This is a genomic window from Sporosarcina sp. GW1-11, assembly GCF_033088395.1.
Lineage (GTDB): Bacteria > Bacillota > Bacilli > Bacillales_A > Planococcaceae > Sporosarcina.
This window is the reverse complement of sequence record NZ_JAPMIW010000008.1, coordinates 92900-115219: the sequence shown is the minus strand read 5'-3', so window position 1 is coordinate 115219 and position 22320 is coordinate 92900. Positions and strand designations below refer to the sequence as shown.

At 42.0% G+C, this 22320-nt stretch carries 22 protein-coding genes, 12 tRNA genes and 1 riboswitch; of the genes, 28 read left to right on the top strand and 6 right to left on the bottom strand.

Features of this window, described 5'->3' with window-relative positions; genetic code table 11:
- Nucleotides 1-71: 71 nt before the first annotated feature.
- The 12 genes from ORD22_RS07460 (at nucleotide 72) to ORD22_RS07405 (ending at nucleotide 1200) form a co-directional block, all read left to right on the top strand.
- Nucleotides 72-147: transfer RNA gene (locus ORD22_RS07460), tRNA-Ala, on the top strand.
- A 30-nt stretch (nucleotides 148-177) separates the two neighbouring features.
- A tRNA-Met gene (locus ORD22_RS07455) sits at nucleotides 178-251 on the top strand.
- Between the two features lie 5 nt (nucleotides 252-256).
- Nucleotides 257-333, top strand: a tRNA-Ile gene (locus ORD22_RS07450).
- A gap of 15 nt (nucleotides 334-348) precedes the next feature.
- Nucleotides 349-441, top strand: a tRNA-Ser gene (locus ORD22_RS07445).
- Between the two features lie 91 nt (nucleotides 442-532).
- Nucleotides 533-607, top strand: a tRNA-Met gene (locus ORD22_RS07440).
- A 1-nt stretch (nucleotide 608) separates the two neighbouring features.
- Nucleotides 609-684 (top strand) — tRNA-Asp (locus ORD22_RS07435).
- 21 nt (nucleotides 685-705) lie between these two features.
- A tRNA-Phe gene (locus ORD22_RS07430) sits at nucleotides 706-781 on the top strand.
- 5 nt (nucleotides 782-786) lie between these two features.
- Nucleotides 787-860 (top strand) — tRNA-Gly (locus ORD22_RS07425).
- Nucleotides 861-865: 5 nt separating this feature from the next.
- Nucleotides 866-942: transfer RNA gene (locus ORD22_RS07420), tRNA-Ile, on the top strand.
- A 1-nt stretch (nucleotide 943) separates the two neighbouring features.
- A tRNA-Asn gene (locus ORD22_RS07415) sits at nucleotides 944-1018 on the top strand.
- A gap of 10 nt (nucleotides 1019-1028) precedes the next feature.
- A tRNA-Ser gene (locus ORD22_RS07410) sits at nucleotides 1029-1119 on the top strand.
- Nucleotides 1120-1128: 9 nt separating this feature from the next.
- A tRNA-Glu gene (locus ORD22_RS07405) sits at nucleotides 1129-1200 on the top strand.
- A gap of 82 nt (nucleotides 1201-1282) precedes the next feature.
- Here ORD22_RS07405 and ORD22_RS07400 read toward each other — a convergent pair.
- Both ORD22_RS07400 and ORD22_RS07395 read right to left on the bottom strand, forming a co-directional pair.
- Nucleotides 1283-1987 (bottom strand): TraR/DksA C4-type zinc finger protein, encoded by a 705-nt coding sequence (locus ORD22_RS07400; protein WP_317645294.1) that lies wholly within the window; start codon nucleotides 1985-1987, stop codon nucleotides 1283-1285.
- Between the two features lie 155 nt (nucleotides 1988-2142).
- Complete coding sequence (locus ORD22_RS07395; RefSeq protein ID WP_317645293.1) at nucleotides 2143-3054, bottom strand: 1,4-dihydroxy-2-naphthoate polyprenyltransferase; 912 nt, start codon at nucleotides 3052-3054, stop codon at nucleotides 2143-2145.
- 231 nt (nucleotides 3055-3285) lie between these two features.
- On the opposite strand from ORD22_RS07395, the gene ORD22_RS07390 reads away from it, so the two are divergent.
- From ORD22_RS07390 to ORD22_RS07370, 5 genes are all read left to right on the top strand, one after another.
- Nucleotides 3286-4662: an isochorismate synthase gene (locus ORD22_RS07390; RefSeq protein WP_317645292.1), complete on the top strand. Its 1377-nt coding sequence runs from the start codon at nucleotides 3286-3288 to the stop codon at nucleotides 4660-4662.
- Nucleotides 4655-6376, top strand: a complete 1722-nt coding sequence (gene menD / locus ORD22_RS07385) for a 2-succinyl-5-enolpyruvyl-6-hydroxy-3-cyclohexene-1-carboxylic-acid synthase (RefSeq protein ID WP_317645291.1) — start codon at nucleotides 4655-4657, stop codon at nucleotides 6374-6376. The genes ORD22_RS07390 and menD overlap by 8 nt, the downstream gene beginning before the upstream one ends.
- On the top strand, nucleotides 6366-7193 hold the full coding sequence (gene menH, locus ORD22_RS07380; RefSeq protein ID WP_317645290.1) for a 2-succinyl-6-hydroxy-2,4-cyclohexadiene-1-carboxylate synthase: 828 nt from the start codon (nucleotides 6366-6368) through the stop codon (nucleotides 7191-7193). The genes menD and menH overlap by 11 nt, the downstream gene beginning before the upstream one ends.
- Before the next feature lie 13 nt (nucleotides 7194-7206).
- Nucleotides 7207-8025, top strand: coding sequence for a 1,4-dihydroxy-2-naphthoyl-CoA synthase (gene menB, locus ORD22_RS07375; protein ID WP_317645289.1), 819 nt, complete (start codon nucleotides 7207-7209; stop codon nucleotides 8023-8025).
- Nucleotides 8026-8091: 66 nt separating this feature from the next.
- Complete coding sequence (locus tag ORD22_RS07370; protein WP_317645288.1) at nucleotides 8092-9525, top strand: o-succinylbenzoate--CoA ligase; 1434 nt, start codon at nucleotides 8092-8094, stop codon at nucleotides 9523-9525.
- A gap of 25 nt (nucleotides 9526-9550) precedes the next feature.
- On the opposite strand, the gene ORD22_RS07365 is transcribed toward ORD22_RS07370, so the two are convergent.
- Nucleotides 9551-10531 carry a metal ABC transporter solute-binding protein, Zn/Mn family gene (locus ORD22_RS07365; protein WP_317645287.1) on the bottom strand — a complete coding sequence of 327 codons (981 nt, stop codon included), beginning with the start codon at nucleotides 10529-10531 and terminating at the stop codon, nucleotides 9551-9553.
- 90 nt (nucleotides 10532-10621) lie between these two features.
- Complete coding sequence (gene yidD / locus ORD22_RS07360; RefSeq protein ID WP_317645286.1) at nucleotides 10622-10855, bottom strand: membrane protein insertion efficiency factor YidD; 234 nt, start codon at nucleotides 10853-10855, stop codon at nucleotides 10622-10624.
- Nucleotides 10856-10951: 96 nt separating this feature from the next.
- Here yidD and ORD22_RS07355 point away from each other — a divergent pair, with 96 nt between their 5' ends.
- The 6 genes from ORD22_RS07355 (at nucleotide 10952) to ORD22_RS07330 (ending at nucleotide 14790) form a co-directional block, all read left to right on the top strand.
- Complete coding sequence (locus ORD22_RS07355; protein ID WP_317645285.1) at nucleotides 10952-11401, top strand: Dps family protein; 450 nt, start codon at nucleotides 10952-10954, stop codon at nucleotides 11399-11401.
- Nucleotides 11402-11465: 64 nt separating this feature from the next.
- On the top strand, nucleotides 11466-11645 hold the full coding sequence (locus ORD22_RS07350) for a YjfB family protein (RefSeq protein WP_317645284.1): 180 nt from the start codon (nucleotides 11466-11468) through the stop codon (nucleotides 11643-11645).
- Nucleotides 11646-11751: 106 nt separating this feature from the next.
- Nucleotides 11752-13074, top strand: coding sequence for an NAD-dependent malic enzyme (locus tag ORD22_RS07345; protein ID WP_317645283.1), 1323 nt, complete (start codon nucleotides 11752-11754; stop codon nucleotides 13072-13074).
- 105 nt (nucleotides 13075-13179) lie between these two features.
- Complete coding sequence (locus ORD22_RS07340; RefSeq protein ID WP_317645282.1) at nucleotides 13180-13494, top strand: transposase; 315 nt, start codon at nucleotides 13180-13182, stop codon at nucleotides 13492-13494.
- 47 nt (nucleotides 13495-13541) lie between these two features.
- Nucleotides 13542-14024, top strand: a complete 483-nt coding sequence (locus ORD22_RS07335; protein WP_317645281.1) for an NUDIX hydrolase — start codon at nucleotides 13542-13544, stop codon at nucleotides 14022-14024.
- Entirely contained in the window at nucleotides 13993-14790 is a 798-nt protein-coding gene (locus tag ORD22_RS07330; RefSeq protein ID WP_317645280.1) for an alpha/beta hydrolase family protein, read from the top strand. Before ORD22_RS07335 ends, ORD22_RS07330 begins: the two co-directional genes overlap by 32 nt.
- Before the next feature lie 50 nt (nucleotides 14791-14840).
- Here the strand turns inward: ORD22_RS07330 and pckA are convergent, their stop codons facing one another.
- Entirely contained in the window at nucleotides 14841-16427 is a 1587-nt protein-coding gene (gene pckA, locus ORD22_RS07325; RefSeq protein ID WP_317645279.1) for a phosphoenolpyruvate carboxykinase (ATP), read from the bottom strand.
- 177 nt (nucleotides 16428-16604) lie between these two features.
- A riboswitch (SAM riboswitch) is annotated at nucleotides 16605-16724 on the top strand.
- Between the two features lie 176 nt (nucleotides 16725-16900).
- Between pckA and metK the strand changes: the two genes are divergently transcribed.
- Nucleotides 16901-18112, top strand: coding sequence for a methionine adenosyltransferase (gene metK / locus ORD22_RS07320; RefSeq protein WP_317645278.1), 1212 nt, complete (start codon nucleotides 16901-16903; stop codon nucleotides 18110-18112).
- A 226-nt stretch (nucleotides 18113-18338) separates the two neighbouring features.
- Here metK and ORD22_RS07315 read toward each other — a convergent pair whose 3' ends face one another.
- Nucleotides 18339-18503 (bottom strand): Fur-regulated basic protein FbpA, encoded by a 165-nt coding sequence (locus ORD22_RS07315; RefSeq protein WP_317645277.1) that lies wholly within the window; start codon nucleotides 18501-18503, stop codon nucleotides 18339-18341.
- Between the two features lie 226 nt (nucleotides 18504-18729).
- On the opposite strand from ORD22_RS07315, the gene ORD22_RS07310 reads away from it, so the two are divergent.
- The 4 genes from ORD22_RS07310 (at nucleotide 18730) to ORD22_RS07295 (ending at nucleotide 22317) form a co-directional block, all read left to right on the top strand.
- The gene (locus ORD22_RS07310) at nucleotides 18730-19587 is read left to right on the top strand and encodes a YitT family protein (RefSeq protein ID WP_317645276.1); all 858 of its coding nucleotides are present in this window, start codon (nucleotides 18730-18732) and stop codon (nucleotides 19585-19587) included.
- A 308-nt stretch (nucleotides 19588-19895) separates the two neighbouring features.
- Nucleotides 19896-20081 (top strand): hypothetical protein, encoded by a 186-nt coding sequence (locus tag ORD22_RS07305; protein WP_317645275.1) that lies wholly within the window; start codon nucleotides 19896-19898, stop codon nucleotides 20079-20081.
- A 60-nt stretch (nucleotides 20082-20141) separates the two neighbouring features.
- Complete coding sequence (locus tag ORD22_RS07300; RefSeq protein ID WP_317645274.1) at nucleotides 20142-20522, top strand: metal-dependent hydrolase; 381 nt, start codon at nucleotides 20142-20144, stop codon at nucleotides 20520-20522.
- Nucleotides 20523-20670: 148 nt separating this feature from the next.
- Nucleotides 20671-22317 (top strand): ABC transporter permease, encoded by a 1647-nt coding sequence (locus tag ORD22_RS07295; protein WP_317645273.1) that lies wholly within the window; start codon nucleotides 20671-20673, stop codon nucleotides 22315-22317.
- Nucleotides 22318-22320: the final 3 nt, after the last annotated feature.

The window sequence follows — 22320 nt, the reverse complement described above, 5'->3', positions numbered from 1 at the left end:
AGCTTGGTAGAGCACTTGGTTTGGGACCAAGGGGTCGCAGGTTCGAATCCTGTCTTCCCGACCATCTATATGGGGCCTTAGCTCAGCTGGGAGAGCGCCTGCCTTGCACGCAGGAGGTCAGCGGTTCGATCCCGCTAGGCTCCACCATTATTTATATAACTGACTAATACTAATTGTGGCGGCGTAGCTCAGCTGGCTAGAGCGTACGGTTCATACCCGTAAGGTCGTGGGTTCGACCCCCTCCGCCGCTATCTAAGGACCTTTAGCTCAGTTGGTTAGAGCAGACGGCTCATAACCGTCCGGTCGCAGGTTCGAGTCCTGCAAGGTCCACCAGTTTACTTACTTTACGGAGGAATACCCAAGCCCGGCTGAAGGGATCGGTCTTGAAAACCGACAGGGGTGTTAAAGCCCGCGGGGGTTCGAATCCCTCTTCCTCCGCCATTCTTGTTTTAAAAATGACTTTACATTACTTATTTGTTATGTTACAATAATAAAGTCGAGTTAAGAATTAATTACGTAAGATTTATATTGTCGCGGGGTGGAGCAGTGGTAGCTCGTTGGGCTCATAACCCAAAGGTCGTAGGTTCAAATCCTGCCCCCGCAACCAAGGTCCCGTGGTGTAGCGGTTAACATGCCTGCCTGTCACGCAGGAGATCGCGGGTTCGATTCCCGTCGGGACCGCCATTTTTTCAAGTATTACAATGTGGCTCAGTAGCTCAGTCGGTAGAGCAAAGGACTGAAAATCCTTGTGTCGGCGGTTCGATTCCGTCCTGAGCCACCATTTATGCGGGTGTAGTTTAGTGGTAAAACCTCAGCCTTCCAAGCTGATGATGAGGGTTCGATTCCCTTCACCCGCTCCAATTAGGGGCCTATAGCTCAGCTGGTTAGAGCGCACGCCTGATAAGCGTGAGGTCGGTGGTTCGAGTCCACTTAGGCCCACCATTCCGCAGTAGCTCAGTGGTAGAGCAATCGGCTGTTAACCGATCGGTCGTAGGTTCGAGTCCTACCTGCGGAGCCAATTAATTATTGGGGAAGTACTCAAGTGGCTCAAGAGGCGCCCCTGCTAAGGGTGTAGATCGCGAAAGCGGTGCGAGGGTTCGAATCCCTCCTTCTCCGCCATATATTATTGGCCCCTTGGTCAAGCGGTTAAGACACCGCCCTTTCACGGCGGTATCACGGGTTCGAATCCCGTAGGGGTCATACTAAAAAGATTCATTACACAAACGTGTAATGAATCTTTTTTTGATTACTAGAGAATATACAAGATACAGCTTCTTGTATATTACTTTTCATGTTCTACATAACTATCTCCCTTATGATATGGGATATCACCTAAGGGATTCTCATCTAATGCTTCTTCGTTAGGAACGAAGCCGGCTGGTTGTCCTGTGATGTCGGTTATCACAAACTCTTCGAATTCTTCCGCATTCTTATCATTGTCTTCATCGTATAGATCATCATAATCCCGATTTTCATTCCCTATAAAGTCTGAAGGTGTTTCGGATGTTCCTGACTTTGCGATTTCTTGAAAGCTGTCTTCATAATCACGTGAAGGATCGGATCGGCGTTCGGCGAAAGAGTTTGGCTCGGCCATGAGTAATATATCATCCTCGACTGGTCGATCGTCTAGTACGGCTTTCTCCGCATCTTCAATACAAACAGTGGTGTAAGGAATCGCTTCTAGACGCTCATACGGTATCTTCTTGCCACATTCCTCACAGATACCATACGTACCTTCTTTAATGGCTTGCAGGGCATGCTGTACCTTTTCTAACTCATCCACTGCATGAGTATTCAATGCGAGGTCTTTTTCACGTTCATATAACTCGGTTCCCATATCGGCTGGGTGATTATCGTACATCGATAGCTCTCCAACATCTTCTTGTACTGACTTTACGATTTCAGTTTCATTCGTTGTTTCTGATAAACGTTCTTCCATCGACTTCAAATCATTTTTCAATTTATCTAGTTGTTGTGTAGTTAACAATACTTTCACGACCCTTTCCGTTGGCTTTCTTGTGTGTCTAATAGATGAATGAAAGCTTTATTACTTCCTTCATTCCCTTAAATAAAGGAAGGGTAAACCTTTCCAACAAAAAAACGCCTACCATTTTCAGTGTAGACGTTTCTGTTAGTGATTATTCAAATGAAATGTGCAATTAAAATCCCTATACCTAAAAGTAGACCGAATAATGTGTTCGTTACGCCTGTATTTTTCATGGCGGGCATGACTTGGATAGGTTGTTCATACTGTCTGAACGTTTTAATGGCATGTAGCGGTTTGGGAATGCTCAGTAATACGAGTAATGCCCAGGCCGATACGTGGCCAGTTAGCACGAGAATAATAATCCATAAATAGGAAGTTATAAAGAATGCAGCTAGGATCTTGACAGCGGTTGAACGACCGGTTAAGATCGCCAAAGTTTTGCGTCCGCCTTTTTTATCTCCTACGATATCACGAATATTATTTGCTAGCATAATCGCTCCAACAAGTAGCATACTCGGTACAGATAAAAGAATCGCGTTAGCTGTGACTGTGCCTGTTTGAATGTAGAATGCAATTAAGATTAATAGCATGCCCATTACGAATCCGGAAACTAGTTCACCGAAGGGTGTGTACGCGATCGGATAGGGGCCTCCTGTATATAAATAGCCGATTAACATTGCGATAGATCCGACGACAGCAAGAAGCCAGGAAGTTTCCAGACAAATATAAATGCCCAGTAAAACGGATAAACCATATAATAATAAAGCTAAATTCAATACTGTTTTTGGTTGGACACCATTGCGGACGATGGTGCCTCCGATCCCAATGGAATGTTCATCATCTAGACCACGCTTAAAGTCGTAGTATTCATTGAACATATTGGTTGCCATTTGTAAAAATAGACTAGCTGTTAGCATAGCCAAGAATAACGGGAAGTGCAGGGAACCGTATTGAAGTGCGATCATTGTCCCTAAAAAGACAGGAGCGAAAGCCGCAGTCAATGTATGAGGTCTAGTTAGTTGCCACCACACACGCCAGCCGGTATCCGTTTCTATTGTATGTTGCACGCGTAATCTCTCCTTATATATAGTCATCATATGCCATTATACAACAAAAACAAGAGGTTAGGTACGTTGAGAGAGCATCTGTATGTAATTGTCGAACGGCCACAATCGATGGAAGACATTATCATATTACGTCAAGCGTCCGTTGTGATAGAATAGAGGTACTTATCGACCGAAAAAGATAAAAAGACAAACATGATAAAAACATCTGGAATGACAGAAGGAGAGAGTAGGATGAATTCGAAATTGACCGATCGAGCAAACAGAGTTTCTGCTACAGGAAACAATGCTCGTTTTTTTACGGAAACAATAGAAGTGGAAACGCTTAGCCCATTAGCCTTTTTTGAAGCGGGTCATTCACATTATGGCAAAGACCGATTTTTTTGGCAGAATGCAGATAAAACAGTAAAACTAGTTGGCTTGGGACAAGCTGCTGTGTTAACAGCGGATGACAATCGTTTCGCATCAATTTCATTGCAGTGGAAAGCGTTATGTGACGGATTGATCAAAGAAGAGAAGGATATGGATCCCGTGTTATTTGGTGGATTCTCCTTTGATCCGCAAACAAGACAAGATGATGAATGGATTGCTTTCCCGGCAGCTTATTTTACGGTGCCATTATTCCAAATGAAGATTGAAAAAGGGAAGACATATGTCTCCATTAATTATCTAACAGAAGAACCGCAAGCAGCTGCGGATTTTGAAGCGTTGCGCCATGAACGTGATCGCTTGATTCACTTAGCGCAAGTGGAGGAGTTCACCTTGACAGCGAAGGCAAGCGTTGTGAAACAGACAGAACTTGAAACGGATCGCTACATGAAAGCAGTGAAACGAGTTACATCTCAAATTAAAGAGCAAATAGCAGAAAAAGTTGTGATTGCGCGTAAAATCAAACTAACTTTTGACGAGGAGTTCCAAAAAGCCGCGGCTTTGCATGCGATATCGAATGAACAGTCTGCAAGTTATCATTTTGGATTACAGATTGGTCAAGAGATGTTCTTTGGTGCGACTCCGGAACGACTTGTAGAGATTTCTAATGGACAAGCCTACTCGGCATGTGTGGCTGGCTCGATTAAACGTGGGAAAACGGCGCAAGAAGATCAGCAACTTGGTGAAGTTTTGTTGCGTGATAAGAAAAATCGCGAAGAACATCAATATGTCGTCGATATGATTACCGCTGTTTTTTCTGAGTTCTGTACTTCATTACAAGTGAATAAAACACCAAAGCTATTGAAAGTGCGGGATATTCAACATTTATTTACACCCGTAGAAGGGAAACTAGCGGAGGATATGGATATTTTTCGTCTAGTAGAAGCTCTTCATCCGACGCCTGCTTTAGGTGGAGTTCCGCGTAATAAGGCGCTCGAAATCATTCGTGAAGAGGAACAAATGGATCGTGGTTTTTATGCGGGACCGATTGGTTGGACAGATGCTGCGGGTAATGGAGAATTTGCTGTAGCTATTCGTTCTGGTTTATTAACAGGCAAAGATGCTTACTTATACGCTGGTGGCGGTATTGTGGCTGACTCTACACCAACGGAAGAATATGCGGAAACATGGGTGAAGTTCCGCCCAGTTTTACGTGCGCTCGGGGGCCGTTTACATGAATGATCATCAATCGGGATTAACTAATTATGTCTTTCGTTTAACAGAGGCATTAATTAAGCAAGGAGCTAATCAAGCGGTCATTAGTCCAGGCTCACGTTCGACTCCGCTTGCGTATGCATTTTCAGAGTCCAAGGCGATGCAGACATATATTCATACGGATGAACGTTCGGCTGCTTTTTATGCGCTTGGTTTAGTTAAAGCGACAGGACAGCCAGTTGTGTTGCTTTGTACATCTGGAACGGCTGCATCTAATTATCATCCGGCTGTGACGGAAGCTTATTATGCTCGCTTACCGTTAATCGTTATTACAGCAGATCGACCGCATGAGTTGCGTGAAATTGGTGCGCCACAAGCGATTGATCAGCTTCGCATGTTTGGTGAACATGTAAAAGAAAGTGTAGATTTTCCTATACCTGAGGATCGAGCAGATATTCTCTCGTACATGGAACATCGAACAATTCGTCTTCTTTCTGTTGCGAAAACTGTGCCACAAGGGCCCGTTCATCTCAATGTACCGTTTCGCGAACCACTGCTAATAGATTTTCAACAGCAAGTGCCTAGCGGTAGATTCCAGCAACAAGTAGTGGGGGACTTGACGCTTTCTCAACAAATGAAAGATGTCTTGCAGCAGGCCATGACGCAATCTCAGCGAGGGATTGTTATTGTCGGGGAACAGCCTGCTACTGTAGATAAAGGGTTGTTCTGGTTATTTGCCAAGGCGCTTCAGTGGCCAGTATTATGTGATCCACTATCTAATCTTCGTTCAGAGGTGCCTGCTGACTGTCTAGACCTATGTATTGATCAGTATGATGCGTTATTAAAGAGTGAAGCGTTTAGCGAAGAAGTGAAGGTGGACTGTGTGATTCGCTTTGGACCACAACCGATTTCTAAACCGTTATTGTTATTCTTGAAGAAAACGCGTCCGGAAACATATATAGTAGTGGATGAATCACCAAACTATCGTGACCCTCTACTGCTTACAACGCATCACTTGCAAGTGCCTGCGGAAACTGTGTGGCAAATGGTAAATAGTCAGTTGGAACGAACAGATTATACGACGCGCTGGATTCAAGCGAATAAGATTTCAAGCAACGTGCTTACTGAAGATCAACACTTTGCAGAAGATGAAGGGCATTTCGTTCGACAGTTCATCGCGAATCTACCGAATGAATCGGATGTCGTTTGTAGCAGTAGTATGCCAATTCGTGATTTAGATACGTATTTCCGAGCGACGGATAAAGATATTGCGCTATTTTGTAACCGAGGCACGAATGGTATCGATGGCGTAGTATCAACAGCACTTGGCATCCAACAAGGTCGCAAACGTACTACTTATTTATTGATTGGGGATTTGGCGTTCTTACATGACGTCAATGGCTTGATCATTTCGCGACTACAAAAGACCAATCTAACAATCGTTGTTATAAATAATAATGGTGGCGGGATTTTCTCTTACTTACCGCAATCGTCTATTGAAGATCATTATGAAACGCTATTTGGTACACCAACTAATTTGACGTTTAATCATCTAGCCGAAATGTACGAAGCACAGTATGAGGCAGCGTCTACAGTGGGGGCATTTGAAACGGCATTGCAAGCATCTAAAACTGCAGACTTGCGGATTATTGAAGTGTTTACGAATCGCGCAGAGAATGTAGAAGCGCATCGATCTGTGTGGCGTGAAATTGCGAAGAGGGTGGAGCAAAGTGAAGGCTGAACTACGCGAAATTCGTGGCATAAAGACGTATGTTGAACGGCATGGAGATAGACAGTTGCCTACAGTTCTGTTGCTCCATGGCTTTACAGGTTCGACGTCTACGTGGCAGGAAACAATTAAAACATTGACTGCAGCGTATCATGTAGTGGCTGTCGACTTAATTGGGCACGGTCGAACAGAAGCCCCGTTAGATCCAGCACGTTATTGTATGGAAGAACAGATTAAGGACTTGCATCAGCTACTTGAAGATTTGCAGATCGAACGTCCAATCGTACTCGGCTATTCGATGGGGGGACGCGTGGCACTCGGTTATACCGCAACTTACCCTGATCAAGTCGCTAGTCTACTTCTTGAAAGTAGTTCACCCGGCTTACGCATAGAAGAAGAACGTCAGGCACGTAGTGAGGCGGATGCGAAATTAGCGGCACGAATTGAGCAGCATGGTATCGAGAAGTTTGTAGACTTTTGGCAAGAGATTCCGTTGTTTTCTACGCAGAAGAAACTGTCGGATGAACAGCGACTTGCGGTGCGCAATGAGCGTTTGAGTCAGCAGACTACTGGGTTGGCGAATAGTTTACGCGGTATTGGTACCGGTAAACAGCAATCGTACTGGGATGACTTAGCACGAATAGAACTCCCGGTATTTTTGCTGACAGGCAGTGAAGATACGAAGTTTGTAGGAATTGCCCGGGAAATGGAAAAATACTTACCAAATGTACAACATGAGACAATAAAAGACGCAGGGCATGCAATTCATGTGGAAAAACCGCGGCAATTTGCTACAATGATAAAGAGTTATTTGAAAGCAATCAATTGAGGAGGAATTAATTATGACGCGTCAATGGGAATCACTACGTACATACGATGATATTAAATATGAAATGTACAACGGTATCGCTAAGATCACGATCAATCGTCCAGAAGTGCGAAATGCATTTAGACCGAAAACGGTAATGGAATTGATTGATGCATTTTCACGTGCACGAGATGATAACAGAATTGGTGTAATCGTGTTAACAGGTGAAGGAGAGAAAGCATTCTGTTCAGGAGGCGATCAATCCGTTCGTGGTCACGGTGGATACGTTGGAGAAGACGAAATTCCACGCTTGAACGTGTTGGATCTACAGCGTTTGATTCGCGTAATTCCAAAACCAGTTGTCGCAATGGTAGCAGGTTATGCAATCGGTGGCGGTCACGTACTTCACGTTGTGTGTGATTTAACAATCGCTGCAGATAATGCTCGTTTTGGACAAACTGGACCAACTGTTGGTTCGTTTGATGCGGGCTATGGTTCAGGCTATTTAGCACGTATTATTGGACATAAAAAAGCGCGTGAAATTTGGTACTTGTGCCGTCAATACGACGCACAGGAAGCACTTGACATGGGTCTAGTCAATACAGTCGTTCCTTACGAGCAACTAGAAGACGAAACAGTACAATGGTGTGAAGAAATGTTAAGCAAGAGTCCGACTGCATTGCGCTTCTTAAAAGCTGCAATGAACGCAGATACAGATGGCCTAGCTGGACTTCAGCAATTAGCTGGAGACGCTACGCTTCTTTACTACACAACTGATGAAGCGAAAGAAGGACGCGATGCGTTTAAAGAAAAGCGCAAACCAGACTTCGATCAATTCCCACGTTTCCCTTAAACAACTGGAAAGCTGCCTACGTATAGGTAGCTTTTTCATTATGAAAAATTATGTGGAGGGGTATAGATGATCATTCCTAATTGGCTTTATCAGCGGGGGAAGTTGACCCCCGATGCGTCTGCTTTGGTTAGCGATGAAAGACAGTGGACGTTTGGTGAGTTGTATAAAGAGTCGCTTGAAATTTCGCAACAGCTACATCATGCCGGTATACAGCCTGGAAATAGAATAGCTTTACTGAGTCAGTCCAATCAGCAGACGGTGTTATTTATCCATGCGTGTTGGTTATTGCGGGTAGAAGTGGTTTGTCTTAATAGTCGGTTGACTGAGCAAGAGTTGCGTTGGCAAGTAGAGGATGCGCAGGCTGATTTTTTACTAATTGATGACGCGAAATTCGCTATACTTGATGGCCTGGATTGTGTAACGTTTTCAGAGGTTCTTCAGAAAGAAAAGAAAACGTACGAACTAGTAAAACAGTGGGCAGAAGATCAAACACAATCGATTATGTATACTTCGGGTACGACAGGTGTGCCAAAAGGTGTTCGTCAGACAGCGGGTAATCATACGGCAAGTGCATTAGCATCCGTTTTAAATTTAGGATTGACGGAAAAAGATTCGTGGCTATGCATGATGCCGTTATTTCATATTAGTGGATTGTCAATTATTATCCGCTCGGTCATTTATGGAATGGAAATGCGGTTGTACGAAAAATTTGATGCAAAAGAGGCCGCTTCGCAAATCGCAGCGGGAAACGTCACGGCTATGTCAGTCGTTGCACTGACGTTGGATCAAATTGTTCGTGTGATGGAGAAAGAGAATATGACAACCCATCCTTCATTTCGCGCTATGTTAGTTGGTGGCGGGTCTGTGCCGCTAGATTATCTGGAACGGGCAACTGCGCTTGGATTACCTATTCTTCAGACGTACGGCATGACCGAAACGTGTTCACAAACTACGACCCTTGGCAAAACAGATGCTAAACGTAAATTAGGGTCAGCAGGTAAGCCTTTATTTTTCAATCAAATTTCAATTAAAGGGACAGACCAAGCAGGTGAAGTAGGGGAAGTGCTCATAAAAGGCCCGCACGTGACGCCTGGCTATATTGGAAGCCAAAAGGAATGTTCCCCATTGACTGAAGACGGTTGGCTAGCTACAGGGGATGTAGGGTACGTAGACGAAGAAGGCTATTTGTTCATTGTGGATAGACGAGCAGACTTAATCATCTCAGGTGGAGAGAATATTTACCCCGCGGAGATTGAAAATGTTTTGCTAGCCCATCCAGCCGTTAGAGAAGCAGGAGTATGCGGTAAAGAAGATGAACAATGGGGTCACGTACCTGTCGCATTCATCGTTAGTGAGTCCGTGACAGAAAAAGAAATTCTAGATTTCTGTGAAACGCGACTAGCACGCTATAAGTTACCGAAAGAAATTCAATTCGTTGACGAGTTACCACGCAATGCTTCGAATAAACTTATGCGTTTTGAATTGAAAAATTGGCTATAAAAAAACAGCGGAAGCAATTCCGCTGTTAGTTACTTAAGGCTTTTTTCAATACATCTAAATTATGTTCCATCAAGGAAAAATAATCTTCCTCGTTCTCAAGATCTTCATTCGTCAGTACGCTTAAATTGTGGAGCGTCAATGTTTCAGCATTCAATTCCTTTTGAATGACTTCAGCTAACTTCGAACTCACGTTTTGTTCGAATAGAATATATTTAATATCTTTTTCTTGTGCTTCTTTGACGATGCTAGCTAGCTGTTTTTGGGAAGGTTCATTTTGCGAATCCAAACCAGATACAGCGAGTTGGTGCAATCCATACGTATCAGCTAAATAACCGAATGCTGCATGGGATACGAAGAATGTTTTATTTGGCGCAGCATCGGCCATTGTTTTAAATTCTCGATCCAGGCTTTCAAGCTCATCGTATAATGTGTCGAAGTTCGATTGAAATTGCTCTGCGTGTTCAGGTAGTTCATCTGATAATTCATCTTTAATCTTTTCCGCTAGTAATGTGCTCAAATAAGGAGAAATCCAAACGTGAGGATCGATTGTAGAATCATGATGGTGATCATCGTGCTCCTCTCCTTCATGCCCTTCATCTTCATGCTCCTCATCTTCATGCGAATGGCCAGGTGCTAATTCTTCTGGGTCAATAGCGTCTGCTATCGGAATGAAATGAATATCTTCTTTCTGTAACGTTTTTTCGGTTTTTTGAACGAAACCTTCCAAGCCGAGTCCGATGTAGAAGAATAGATCCGCTTTCGCTAATGACATCATATCTTTTTGCGTCGGTTCAAAGACATGCTCATCCGTTCCAGGTGGGTAGATGGTTTGTACGTCAACAAACTCTCCACCAATGCGCTCGGTAAAGTATTGTAGCGGATAAACAGTAGTATAGACTAGCAGTTTCTCGGATGAAGGACTAGCTTTTTCCTCTGTAGTTTTATTCGTACAGCCACTTAACACAAGAAGTAAAGCAGCTGCCCATAATGCAATACGTTTTTTCATTTCATAAAACCTCCATGATGTTAATCGGAATGATTACTATTTAGATAACTTCCTCATCATACAAGATTTTTTTTACGTTTGCAACCTACATTATTTTTTTCTTTTCTTTTTTGGGGGAACAGGATCAAATCCACCTTTATGAAAAGGATGACATTTTAATATCCGTATGACTGCGAGATAACTACCTTTTATTGCACCATGTGTTTCAATCGCTTCTACACCATAATGTGAGCAAGTCGGATAGAATCTGCAAGATGGCGGAAACATTGGAGATATGAACTTTTGATAAAAGCGGATGAATAGTAATAACACTTTCTTCACCATAATAATCACCTTCCGATTTAAGTAGGTTTAGTTTACCTAGTTACGTGGTAAATTAAAAGAGAGAAGCATATAACTATTTAGAGGAGTGTTTTTTTTATGTCAAAAGAATTAATCCAAGAGTTAAATAAACAAGTATCTACATGGTCAGTTATGTACGCAAAGTTGCATAATTATCACTGGTACGTAAAGGGTAATCAATTCTTCACATTGCATGCTAAATTTGAAGAATTATATAACGAAGCGACGCTACATATGGATGAAATCGCTGAACGCGTGTTGACATTAGGTGGCGAACCGACGGCTACGTTAGCAGAGCATTTGGAGACATCTGTAGTGAGTGAAGCAAAAGGAACAGAGAAAGCGAATGATATGGTACAAGCATTAGTCGATGATTTTGATAAGATCATGAAGTCCTTGAAAAAAGGAATGGATCTAGCAGCAAAAGAATCAGACGGTATGACAGAAGATATGTTGAACGCAATTTATCAAAGCATTGAAAAACATCAATGGATGCTTAATGCATTTTTAGGCGAAACAAATGAATAAAACCTTCAATTAGCATGAAAATAACCGATAGTAAGAAGTGAAGTAGTAGGAAGGAGTGAACGAAATGGATATCAATTCAATCATGTCCAGTCAGTTGAGAAGTTTGCAATCGACCGTTCAAATGAGTGTTATGACGAAAGCTCTTTCGATGGAAACTTCTGCGGTTACCGAAATGCTGAATAGTTTAGAAAGTCAGCCTGTCGCACATCCTCATAAAGGGGCATCCGTAGATATCAAGGCTTGATTGGTAAACACACATCTCGTATGATTAGGGATGTGTGTTTTTCCTATTAACAGCAGTGAATTTTATTTAGCATAACGATACATAGTATATAGGAGGTTGACCTAATATGGCGCAAGGGCAATTTTTACGAAATTTAATTATTGAAACACCTTCTAGACCGGGGAATCTAGGAAAAGTGACGATGGCTATTGGACAGTTAGGTGGAGATATTGGAGATGTCCAAATGATCAAGGTAGGGACGGTTTCGACGATTAGAGAAATCGCCTTGCAATGTAATGACAAGGCACACTTAGATGAAATTGTAGAAGCGATTGAAAACTTGAAACAAGGAATTAAAGTGCATGCGGTAACAGATGATGTTCTTCAAGCCCACGAAGGTGGAAAGATTCACATGAAAGCTACTACGGAAATTCGTTCACTAGCAGATTTGCGTAGAGTCTATACACCAGGCGTGGCTAGTGTTTGTAAAACGATTCAAGAGGACCCAGAACAAGCAAACTACTTTACGGGGATTTCCAATACAGTAGCAATTGTTACGGATGGAACTGCCATTTTAGGTTTAGGCGATATCGGTCCGGTGGCAGGTATGCCTGTAATGGAAGGGAAAGCTGTATTATTTGATCAATTCGTTGGTATTAGCGGGATTCCTATTTTACTGAATACAAGTGATCCTGACGAAGTCGTGGAAACCATCAAGCATATCCATCAAGGCTTCGGTGCAATTTTATTAGAAGACATCGGTTCACCTCATTGTTTTGAAATAGAAGAACGTTTGAAAAAAGAATTACCAATCCCTGTCATGCATGATGATCAACACGGAACGGCGGTCGTCGCATTAGCAGCTGCTTTAACAGCATGTAAACATGTCGGAGTAGATCTAGCGAATTCGTCAGTCGGACAAATCGGTTTAGGTGCCGCAGGTCTTGCGATTAGCAGAATGTTCATGGCTTATGGTGTCGATGAAATGAAAGGAACCGATCCAAATCCTAACGCGAAAAAAATGCTTGCCGATTATGGGGGGACTGTTGTAGAATCCATGGAAGAAATTATGGAAACGTGTGATCTGATCATCGCAACAACAGGCGTTGCGAACTTGATCAAGCCTGAAATGGTACGCAAAGGGCAAATCATTTTGGCGTTGTCGAATCCAAATGCAGAAATTGCACCTGACGTAGCTATAGAAGCAGGCGCAGCGTATGCGGCAGATGGACGCCTAGTCAACAACGTCCTAGGTTTCCCAGGCATCTTCCGCGGTGCATTAAACGCAAATGCCAAAGCAATCACCTACCCAATGCTTATCGCGGCTGCACTCGCCATAGTAGAAAGTACAAAACGCGATGATCTAGTACCTCATCCACTAGATCCAAACGTCCACATCAACGTAGCGCTAGCAGTTGAAAAAGTCGTTTACGAAGAACAAGGGGAATAACTACACTGGACCTATTAACTTTTACTGTTAATAGGTTTTTGATATTTCCATTGAATGAATTTTTCATTTCTCGCCATACTACGACTAAAAGAAAGTAGGCTGATTATGAGCGAGCAAATGTATACGATGTATGTATCCGTCAACCATAAGCAAGTACTTATCGATCCATATTCATCACCATGGGAATACAAAGTAGAAGTACCAAGAGAAGCATATCCCATTTTTGAAAGATTATTTTCCCAAATGGATCGTCTAGAATTCCGTAACTTCCTGCGTTCCCACTTACCGTATATCCCGTATCATTACGATCACAACAATCACGACATTGATCTACGAATGATGAAAGTCTACGCGTTGATCCATGAATACACAGACGATGAAAACAAGCGTTTTATCGAAAAATTACCCTTCTTTCGTTGATTCACCACGTCCTTTTCCGCTACACTAGAGTAAAGGACGTGAGCCATTTGTTGAAATTTGAAGATTTACAAGGAGCCAATGTCGAATTGACATTTGGACCAAATCAACACCAAATTGAACCGCGCCATGTACTTGTTGTGATCAAGCACAAGGGCCATTGGTTGCTAACAAAACACCGTATGCGGGGTATTGAATTTCCTGGAGGGAAAGCTGAACTAGGAGAAACGATTGAAGACGCTGCTATCCGCGAAACGTTAGAGGAAACAGGCGTGACAATTTCGAATGTGCAATCATTTGCTGAATATGTCGTATTTACAGAACCACCATTTTGCAAAGCTGTTTTTACTGGTGAAGTAACACATATTGAAAAAGAGTATACGTTAATGGAAACAGAAGGATTAGTTTGGATGACAGATGGCGAACTAGATGCGTGTACGGACTTAAGTTTCCATATGAAAGATCGCGGAATGGGTGAGCTCAGGAAGTGGGTGGAAGCGAATGGTCGAACAAACGAATGGAACGATTTGTAAACGAAAAGACTATCCATCACCGAATCCTACAGTACGACTGGAAGAGATAACGTACTGGTCTGATGGCTTGCGAGTGAAAGGGATGCTCGCAACACCTAAAGCGGCGGGTCGTTATGAGGGTTTACTCTATTTACGTGGTGGTATTCAGCATGTAGGGATGGTACGTCCTGCACGTATCGCTCAATTTGCTTCGCATGGCTTAGTCGTCTTTGCTCCGTATTATCGTGGGAACCGAGGGGGAGAGGGCAAGGATGAATTTGCAGGGGATGATCGCAATGATGCGGTAGCGGGTGTTGAAGTGTTAAAACAACAACATGCCGTAAATTCTGAGCGCATTCATTTATTTTCCTTTTCTCGTGGAGGAATTATGGCGTTATGGACAGCCATTTTACGGGATGATCTCACATCGATGGTGACGTGGGCAGGTGTGTCAGATGTGGTCTTTACGTATAAGGAACGAAAAGATATGCGGCGTATGATGAAGCGCGTCATTGGCGGTACACCGAATAATCAACCCGATGCCTATAGGGAACGAACAGCATTGTTTCGAGTACATGACATTGATATTCCAATATTGATTATCCATGGAAAGCTAGATACGAATGTTTCATTTGAACAAGCGTTGTTGCTCGAAAATGCACTACGAGATGCTAATAAAGAATATGAAACGTGGTATTTAGAAGATTATACGCACTATATACCTCCAGAAATGAATCGCCAGCTCGTGACAGATGCAGTCGATTGGATGAAACGACAGAGCGATTAAACAGAAAAAAGCCATGCAATGTAATCTGCATGGCTTTTGTATAGGTAAAATTAAGCGATAGGTCCGCCTTTTATTGCGATTTCTTCTGACACGTGATCAAACTTCTTGAAGTTTTCACGGAAAGCAGCAGCTAGACGAGTTGCTTCTTTGTCGTATTCTGCAGGATCTTCCCAAGCGTAGCGAGGGTGTAATACATTGCTAGGTACGCCTTCGATTTCAAGAGGCATTTCCAATCCGAAAATTTCGTTCTTTTTCGTAGGAACGTTATCCAATTTACCTGCGATTGCAGCACGAACCATTGTACGTGTATATCCTAAGTTCATACGGGAACCTACACCGAACACTCCGCCAGTCCAACCTGTGTTGACTAGGAATACTTTTGAGCCATGTTCATCGATTTTCTTCCCAAGCATTTCTGCATAAGTTGCTGCAGGAAGTGGTAAGAATGGAGAACCGAAGCACGTAGAGAATGTTGGTTCAGGAGCAGTAATACCACGTTCTGTTCCAGCAAGTTTAGATGTGAATCCACTTAGGAAGTGGTACATTGCTTGCTCTTTTGACAAAATCGAGATTGGAGGTAGAACTCCAGAAGCATCTGCAGTTAGGAAAATGATGTTCTTCGGGTGACCCGCAACAGATGGCGTCACAATATTATCGATATTTTCGATTGGGTAAGCAGCCCGTGTGTTTTCAGTTAATGATTTATCGTCGTAATCAGGTACGCGTGTTTCTTCATTTAGTACAACGTTTTCTAGAACGGAACCAAAACGAATCGCACCGAAGATTTCAGGCTCTTTTTCTTGACTAAGGTTGATACATTTTGCGTAGCATCCGCCTTCGATATTGAATACACCGTTGTCAGACCATCCGTGCTCATCGTCACCGATTAACTTACGATCAGAATCTGCAGAAAGTGTAGTTTTACCAGTCCCAGAAAGACCGAAGAATAGCGCTACGTCGCCTTCTTCTCCAACGTTTGCAGAACAGTGCATGGAAAGGATACCTTGTTCAGGAAGCAAGAAGTTCATAACAGAGAAAATGGATTTCTTCATTTCTCCAGCATATTCTGTTCCGCCAATCAAGACAATGCGCTTTTCAAGAGATATTATGATGAATGTCTCAGAGTTTGTGCCATCCACTGTTGGATCCGCTTTGAATGAAGGAGCAGCCAAAATCGTAAATTGTGATTCATGCGCTTGAAACTCTTCCTCAGTAGGACGGATGAATAATTGGTGAACAAATAAGTTTTGCCAAGCTTTTTCGTTAATCACTTGAATAGAAAGCTGAGAATCCTTATCTGCACCTGCAAATCCTTTGAAAACGAATAATTCATCTTTTTCCTTCAAATGATTGATGACTTTCGTGTATAATGAATCGAATGCTTCAGGAGAGATGGGACGGTTTAAGCTTCCCCAGTCCACTTTATCTTTAGACACTGCATCTTCGACGATGAATTTGTCCTTAGGAGAGCGTCCTGTATATTTTCCGGTACGTGCCGCAATTGCGCCGTCTGCTGTAAGTTGAGCTTCTCCTCTGCTTACTGCTTTTTCAGTTAATTCGGCCACAGACGCTTGGATCGTCACGTTGCTTCCAGTTAGAAGACTTTTTAAACTATCATCAATTTTTGCAGATATCATAATTACATACCGTCCTTTGCGTAGTCGTTTTATTTTTTATTTGAGTAGAACATCTTAATTCGTAAATAGTATAACACATTAAGAATAATAATCTATCCTAATTCAAAACTCAAGTGATTTAAAATAAAAAAATTGACAAAATCGAAACTTTTTTATAAGATGTGACATGAACGGATACTCTTATCCCGAGTTGGTGGAGGGTACAGGCCCTGTGAAACCCGGCAACCTGCAAAAGACAAAAGTCTTGCGCGAAGGTGCCAAACCTGAAGCAAGGTTTAATTCCTTGGACGATAAGAGTGAAAGGTGCTGCGCGTGAAATTTCGCCTTTTACTCATGGATTGAATATGAGTGAAAGGCTTTTTATATTGTCTAGCCCTGAATCCTTATGGTATATGCTTGACGTCTAGGCGTGGAACTTTACCGGGGACTTATGAGAGTACCGTATCATGTTGCTTAATATAGGGGGAAACAAAATGACAAACCGTCGACTGTTTACATCGGAGTCAGTTACTGAAGGCCATCCTGACAAGATGTGCGACCAAATTTCAGATGCAATTTTAGATGCAATTTTAATGGAAGATCCAAATGCTCGTGTGGCGTGTGAAACAAGCATTACAACTGGACTCGTTCTAGTAATGGGTGAGATCACAACAACAACATATGTGGATATTCCTAAAGTTGTTCGCGATACAGTGAAAGAAATTGGCTATACGCGTGCAAAATATGGCTTTGATTACGAAACGTCTGCTGTCTTAACTTCTATTGATGAACAATCACCAGAAATCGCAGCAAGTGTCAATGTAGCATTGGAAGCACGTGAAGGTTCTATGTCAGATGAAGAATTAGATGCAATTGGAGCAGGTGACCAAGGATTGATGTTTGGTTATGCTTGTAATGAAACACCGGAATTAATGCCGTTACCAATTAGTTTGTCACATAAATTGGCACGCCGACTGGCTGAAGCACGTAAAACAGATTTGATTCCATATTTACGTCCTGACGGTAAAACGCAAGTAACCGTAGAATATGATGAAAATAACAATCCTTTACGAATCGATACAATCGTTATTTCTACTCAACATCATCCAGAAGTAATGCTCAAGCAAATCGAGAAGGATATAAAAGAAGTAGTCATCGATGCGGTAGTACCTGAAGATTTATTGGACGAACAGACTAAATACTTCATTAATCCGACGGGAAGCTTTGTCGTTGGTGGTCCTCAGGGCGACTCAGGTCTGACTGGACGTAAAATCATCGTCGACACATATGGCGGATATGCTCGTCATGGTGGCGGTGCATTCTCTGGTAAAGACGCAACGAAAGTGGATCGTTCCGCTTCATACGCAGCGCGTTATGTTGCGAAAAATATCGTAGCGGCAGGATTAGCGGATCATTGTGAAGTTCAATTGGCTTATGCGATTGGCGTTGCAAGTCCGGTTTCAATTTCTATCAATACATTTGATACAGGCCGTCTAACTGAATCACAATTAGTTGAATTCGTTCGCGAACTATTCGATCTACGTCCAGCAGGCATTATCAAAATGCTAGATCTTCGTCGCCCGATCTACAAACAAACGGCTGCTTATGGTCATTTTGGCCGTACGGATATTGACTTGCCGTGGGAACAGACAGATAAAGTGGATGCACTGAAGGAATTGGCTAGTAAAGTACGCATTAAACAATAATCGGTACTAGAGCTGTCCAAGAAGTTGTGACTTCTTGAGACAGCTTTTTTTGTAGAATTTTATTTTGCTAGGTAGCGTTGCTCGATCTTTTAAAGTTGCTATATCCGAAAATGCTTAGCTATTGATTGATTTTCACCAAAGTCAGCAAGCAAATTATAGTCTGAAAGCTAAAGAAACGTCACCAAATGAATCGGTAACGTCTCTAATTATTTGCCTAACGTATTCATTACATCTGAGCTTCTGGATTGCCGAAAGCTTCATATTCCTGCATCAGTAACTGAAGCGGCAACTCATACAACTGCTTGCCATCAATTTTAAATACCCCATTCGAAACAAGTTCTTCAATGACTTTGTCTCGTTTCGTATCACATACATCTTTCTTTTTTTTCATCGAACATTTCCTCCTTGATTCCCACTCTTACTATAGCCAATTATCGACCGCGTTAAACCACATTACTTATAAGTAGAATACTTTGAATTGTATTCATACATAAGATGGATTTATTGGGCAGAATGGGGAAAGTTAAAATTATTTTTGTTTATGGGTACCAATCTAAGGGGAGAATCGTTATAATCTAGTTCGTGCATAAAATTGTTATTTATCATAGGAGGTTGCTATGTTTTTTATTGAAGCAAAACGAATCGCAGTCGTTATTTTAGGGTCGTTCCTAATGGCGATATCGCTAAATTTCTTTTTAATTAATGCTAATGTCTATGCGAGTGGCTTTGCGGGTGCTGCGCAATTGGTATCGAGTGTCTTAATTGATCAATTGAATATTACGATCAGTACTGGTATTTTATTGCTACTATTCAATATTCCGGTGTTTATTCTCGGTTGGTTTAAAGTAGGTAAAGGCTTCACGATTTACAGTATCGTTTCTGTCGCATTTACTACATTATTTCTTGAGTTATTGCCCCTTCGTTCGGTGTCGGATGATATTATGTTGAATGCGGTGTTTGGCGGTGTATTGGCAGGGGTTGGTGTAGGTATTTCACTAAAGTTAGGTGCTTCTACTGGTGGAATGGATATCGTTGCGATGATTTTATCGCGCATGCAAGATAAGCCAATTGGTATGTATTTTTTAGTCTTGAACGGGATTTTAATCTTATTTGCAGGGTTTCTTTACGAGCCAGAAAATGCATTATATACAATGATTGCTCTTTATGTGACCACGTCGGTCATTGACATGATCCATACGCGTCATGAAAAAGTTACAGCGATGATTATAACGAGGCAAGCAGACGAACTGCAACAAGCGATTCATCGTCAAATGGTGCGTGGTATTACGATTTTACCAGCAAAAGGAGCGTATTCTAAAGAAGACAAAAACATGCTCTACGTCGTCATTACACGTTATGAACTATATGATCTTGAACGTATTATTAATGAAACAGATCCACAAGCCTTTACGAATATTGTGCAGACGGTAGGAATCTTCGGCTTCTTTAGACGAGAAGGTGAGACATTAACATAATAAAACGGGGCTGTGCAAGTCGTCACTCGTGACTTGCACAGCTCTTTTTTATACGTTTAAACTTGATTCGCCTGACGGAAGGAGCCCTTCAATGAACCACTGGACAATGAGAGGTAATGCAAGTTCAAGTAGTGCGACAAAAATGGCGTTTAAAGAAATCGAATAAAAACAAGTGTCGATGCGGCTTGTAGTAGGAGAAAAATTATGTAATCATGAAGTAAGTCCACTTATTTGATTGAATCATCATATAAGAAAAATTGAAAAGAAAATCATCTTAGAATAAAGCCCATAAAGGAGACGTACTTCACATGAAGGGAAGCTCGCGCGCAGTAATAGGTACTGTGATTGGAGCAGCGATAGGATATCAAACGCAGCCAGACATAGAAACTGTTCTTTTATGTACAGCAGGTGGTTGTATAGCTGCATTAGTACCAGATCTCGACACGAACGGCGCTGCCTCGAACGGTGTCACGATCTCTAAAAAGCGGATATAACTACTTATGCGATTACTTGTCATAGTGACCTATCAATTCATACAAACAGGATGGCAGTCGATGAATTGGATTATAGCGCTAGTCGCAGCAATGTTAGTAGTTGTATCGCAAGTCATTACCCAAAGACGACTATTGACCATAACTGGTATCCTTTTTATCGCATTCGGTCTATTCGTACATACGTCCATTGGTATTATTCTTGCAGGGTGTTACATTATAATTGCATCATTTCTTCCCCATCGTTCCTATACACATTCTTTGCTAGGTCTGGCATTCTTTGCATCCATCCTCCATTATTCACTACAACAATGGCTGATGAATGGTGTGTTTGTAGCTGCGCTTGCGGGTTATGCTAGTCATCTAGTTGCTGGTATGAAGTTTTTACCTGTGAATCGCAGAGGAGTAAAATTATTTGCACCGATTTGGAAGAAAGAATTTTAACTACCATCATTAATTTGTTGAATTTTTGTGAAAATAGTGGACAGTTTTATAAATACCTATATACTTGAGAATGAAAATCATCCATTATATAATTTATTGAAAGTCACTAAAATCGCCTATTGGCGCAGTAAAGTTGGTTGTATACATAATGAATAAATCCGTATGGTTAAGAGAACTTCGGCGTAGAGCGAATAGCTGGTTTATTTTGACGATGCTTGGCGCATTAATTATCGTGATGCCAGTTGCATATGTCATCCTCAGCTTCTTCCAGCCGACGAGCGAGAACTGGCAACATATTAAAGAATTTTTACTAGCTGATTATATTAAAGGCTCATTGATTTTGGTAGGGTCTGTAGGATTTTTATCTACTGTGATTGGCCTTACGTTAGCGTGGATTGTTGCGGCTTATGAATTCCCATTCCGCAAGCAGTTTAAGTGGTTGCTCATTTTACCTTTGGCAATCCCTCCGTATATCGCGGCCTACACATACAGCACGATGACGGGCTATACAGGCGTTATCCAGTCGTATTTCCGTAATCACCTCGATTTTCAATTTACACCAGGAACGATTGAAATTATGTCAATGCGTGGTGCGATTTTCGTCTTGACGCTATTCCTGTATCCGTATGTGTATATGTTAACGTTACACTACTTTGAAAAACAAAGTGCTGCTTATATTGAGAGCGCGAAAACGTTAGGCTTGAACGGATTTCAGATGTTTTTTCGTTTAGTACTACCGATTGCTCGGCCTGCAATTATTGCGGGTGCGATGCTAATCATTTTCGAAGTATTAAGTGACTATGGGGTTGCGAGCTTCTTTGGTGTGCGGACGATATCGACGGCCATTTTCCAAACTTGGTTCGGTATGTATGATATCAATGCAGCGATGCGTTTAGCTGCTTGGTTACTTATCATCATTTTAGGGGTCTTCATGCTGGAGCGATTTTTACGAAAACGTCGAAAATACGATACAAATGTGACGCAAAGTAGACCGCTTGCGAGGAAAAAACTTCGCGGCATTTTCGCTTTTGGTGCTACATTAGCTTGTCTAGCGATTTTTTTCGCAGCGTTTTTGATTCCGTTTATACAATTAATCGTTTGGACAGTAAAAACATACGAAAAAGTGTGGCGTGGTGACTTTTTAAGCTTAATGACGAATAGTATAGTTGCAGCTTTCATCGGTGCGTTAATCATTAGCTTCTTTGCGGTTTTGACGGCCCGTACGATTAATCTTTATCCGTCGATGTCTTCGAACTTATTAGCCCGCGTGATGACATCAGGTTATGCAGTTCCTGGTGCAGTCGTAGCAATCGGTGTACTAGCATTGTTTATTACGTTAGACGAAAAGTTAGCGTTTCTATATCCGAAACTTCTAGGAGTAGAATCAGGAACACTCGTACTTAGTCTGTCGATTGCGATGTTGATTACAGGGTATGTGATTCGTTTTATGGCACAAGGATTCAATGCCGTTGAATCCGGCTATACGAAAATTCCGCCGTCGTATCGGGAAGCATCTTTCTTGCTCGGTAGAGGATTGACGTACACATTCTGGAAAATAGAATTTCCTTTATTGCGTGGATCAATCTTAATCGGATTCGCCTTGGCATTTTTGGAAATTATGAAAGAATTGCCGCTAACGTTATTATTGCGTCCATTTAATTTCGACACGCTCTCGACTAGAACGTATCAATATGCGATTGACGAGCGAATTTATGAAGCGGCTCCATCTTCGTTACTGCTCATTTGCCTAAGTATCTTGTCGGTGATATTAATATTACGATTCGAGGAGAAGTGACTA

Bases quoted from the DNA above. Each gene is read 5' to 3' on its own strand.
- ORD22_RS07345 (WP_317645283.1), top strand. From the start codon at position 11,752: ATGGCGCAAGGGCAATTTTTACGAAATTTAATTATTGAAACACCTTCT.
- ORD22_RS07310 (WP_317645276.1), top strand. From the start codon at position 18,730: ATGTTTTTTATTGAAGCAAAACGAATCGCAGTCGTTATTTTAGGGTCG.
- menB (WP_317645289.1), top strand. From the start codon at position 7,207: ATGACGCGTCAATGGGAATCACTACGTACATACGATGATATTAAATAT.
- menD (WP_317645291.1), top strand. From the start codon at position 4,655: ATGAATGATCATCAATCGGGATTAACTAATTATGTCTTTCGTTTAACA.
- ORD22_RS07370 (WP_317645288.1), top strand. From the start codon at position 8,092: ATGATCATTCCTAATTGGCTTTATCAGCGGGGGAAGTTGACCCCCGAT.
- ORD22_RS07315 (WP_317645277.1), bottom strand. From the start codon at position 18,503: ATGAAAAAAAAGAAAGATGTATGTGATACGAAACGAGACAAAGTCATT.
- ORD22_RS07305 (WP_317645275.1), top strand. From the start codon at position 19,896: ATGAAGGGAAGCTCGCGCGCAGTAATAGGTACTGTGATTGGAGCAGCG.
- ORD22_RS07350 (WP_317645284.1), top strand. From the start codon at position 11,466: ATGGATATCAATTCAATCATGTCCAGTCAGTTGAGAAGTTTGCAATCG.
- ORD22_RS07340 (WP_317645282.1), top strand. From the start codon at position 13,180: ATGAGCGAGCAAATGTATACGATGTATGTATCCGTCAACCATAAGCAA.
- ORD22_RS07330 (WP_317645280.1), top strand. From the start codon at position 13,993: ATGGTCGAACAAACGAATGGAACGATTTGTAAACGAAAAGACTATCCA.
- ORD22_RS07355 (WP_317645285.1), top strand. From the start codon at position 10,952: ATGTCAAAAGAATTAATCCAAGAGTTAAATAAACAAGTATCTACATGG.
- ORD22_RS07295 (WP_317645273.1), top strand. From the start codon at position 20,671: ATGAATAAATCCGTATGGTTAAGAGAACTTCGGCGTAGAGCGAATAGC.
- ORD22_RS07300 (WP_317645274.1), top strand. From the start codon at position 20,142: ATGAATTGGATTATAGCGCTAGTCGCAGCAATGTTAGTAGTTGTATCG.
- ORD22_RS07365 (WP_317645287.1), bottom strand. From the start codon at position 10,531: ATGAAAAAACGTATTGCATTATGGGCAGCTGCTTTACTTCTTGTGTTA.
- ORD22_RS07390 (WP_317645292.1), top strand. From the start codon at position 3,286: ATGAATTCGAAATTGACCGATCGAGCAAACAGAGTTTCTGCTACAGGA.
- metK (WP_317645278.1), top strand. From the start codon at position 16,901: ATGACAAACCGTCGACTGTTTACATCGGAGTCAGTTACTGAAGGCCAT.
- pckA (WP_317645279.1), bottom strand. From the start codon at position 16,427: ATGATATCTGCAAAAATTGATGATAGTTTAAAAAGTCTTCTAACTGGA.
- yidD (WP_317645286.1), bottom strand. From the start codon at position 10,855: ATGGTGAAGAAAGTGTTATTACTATTCATCCGCTTTTATCAAAAGTTC.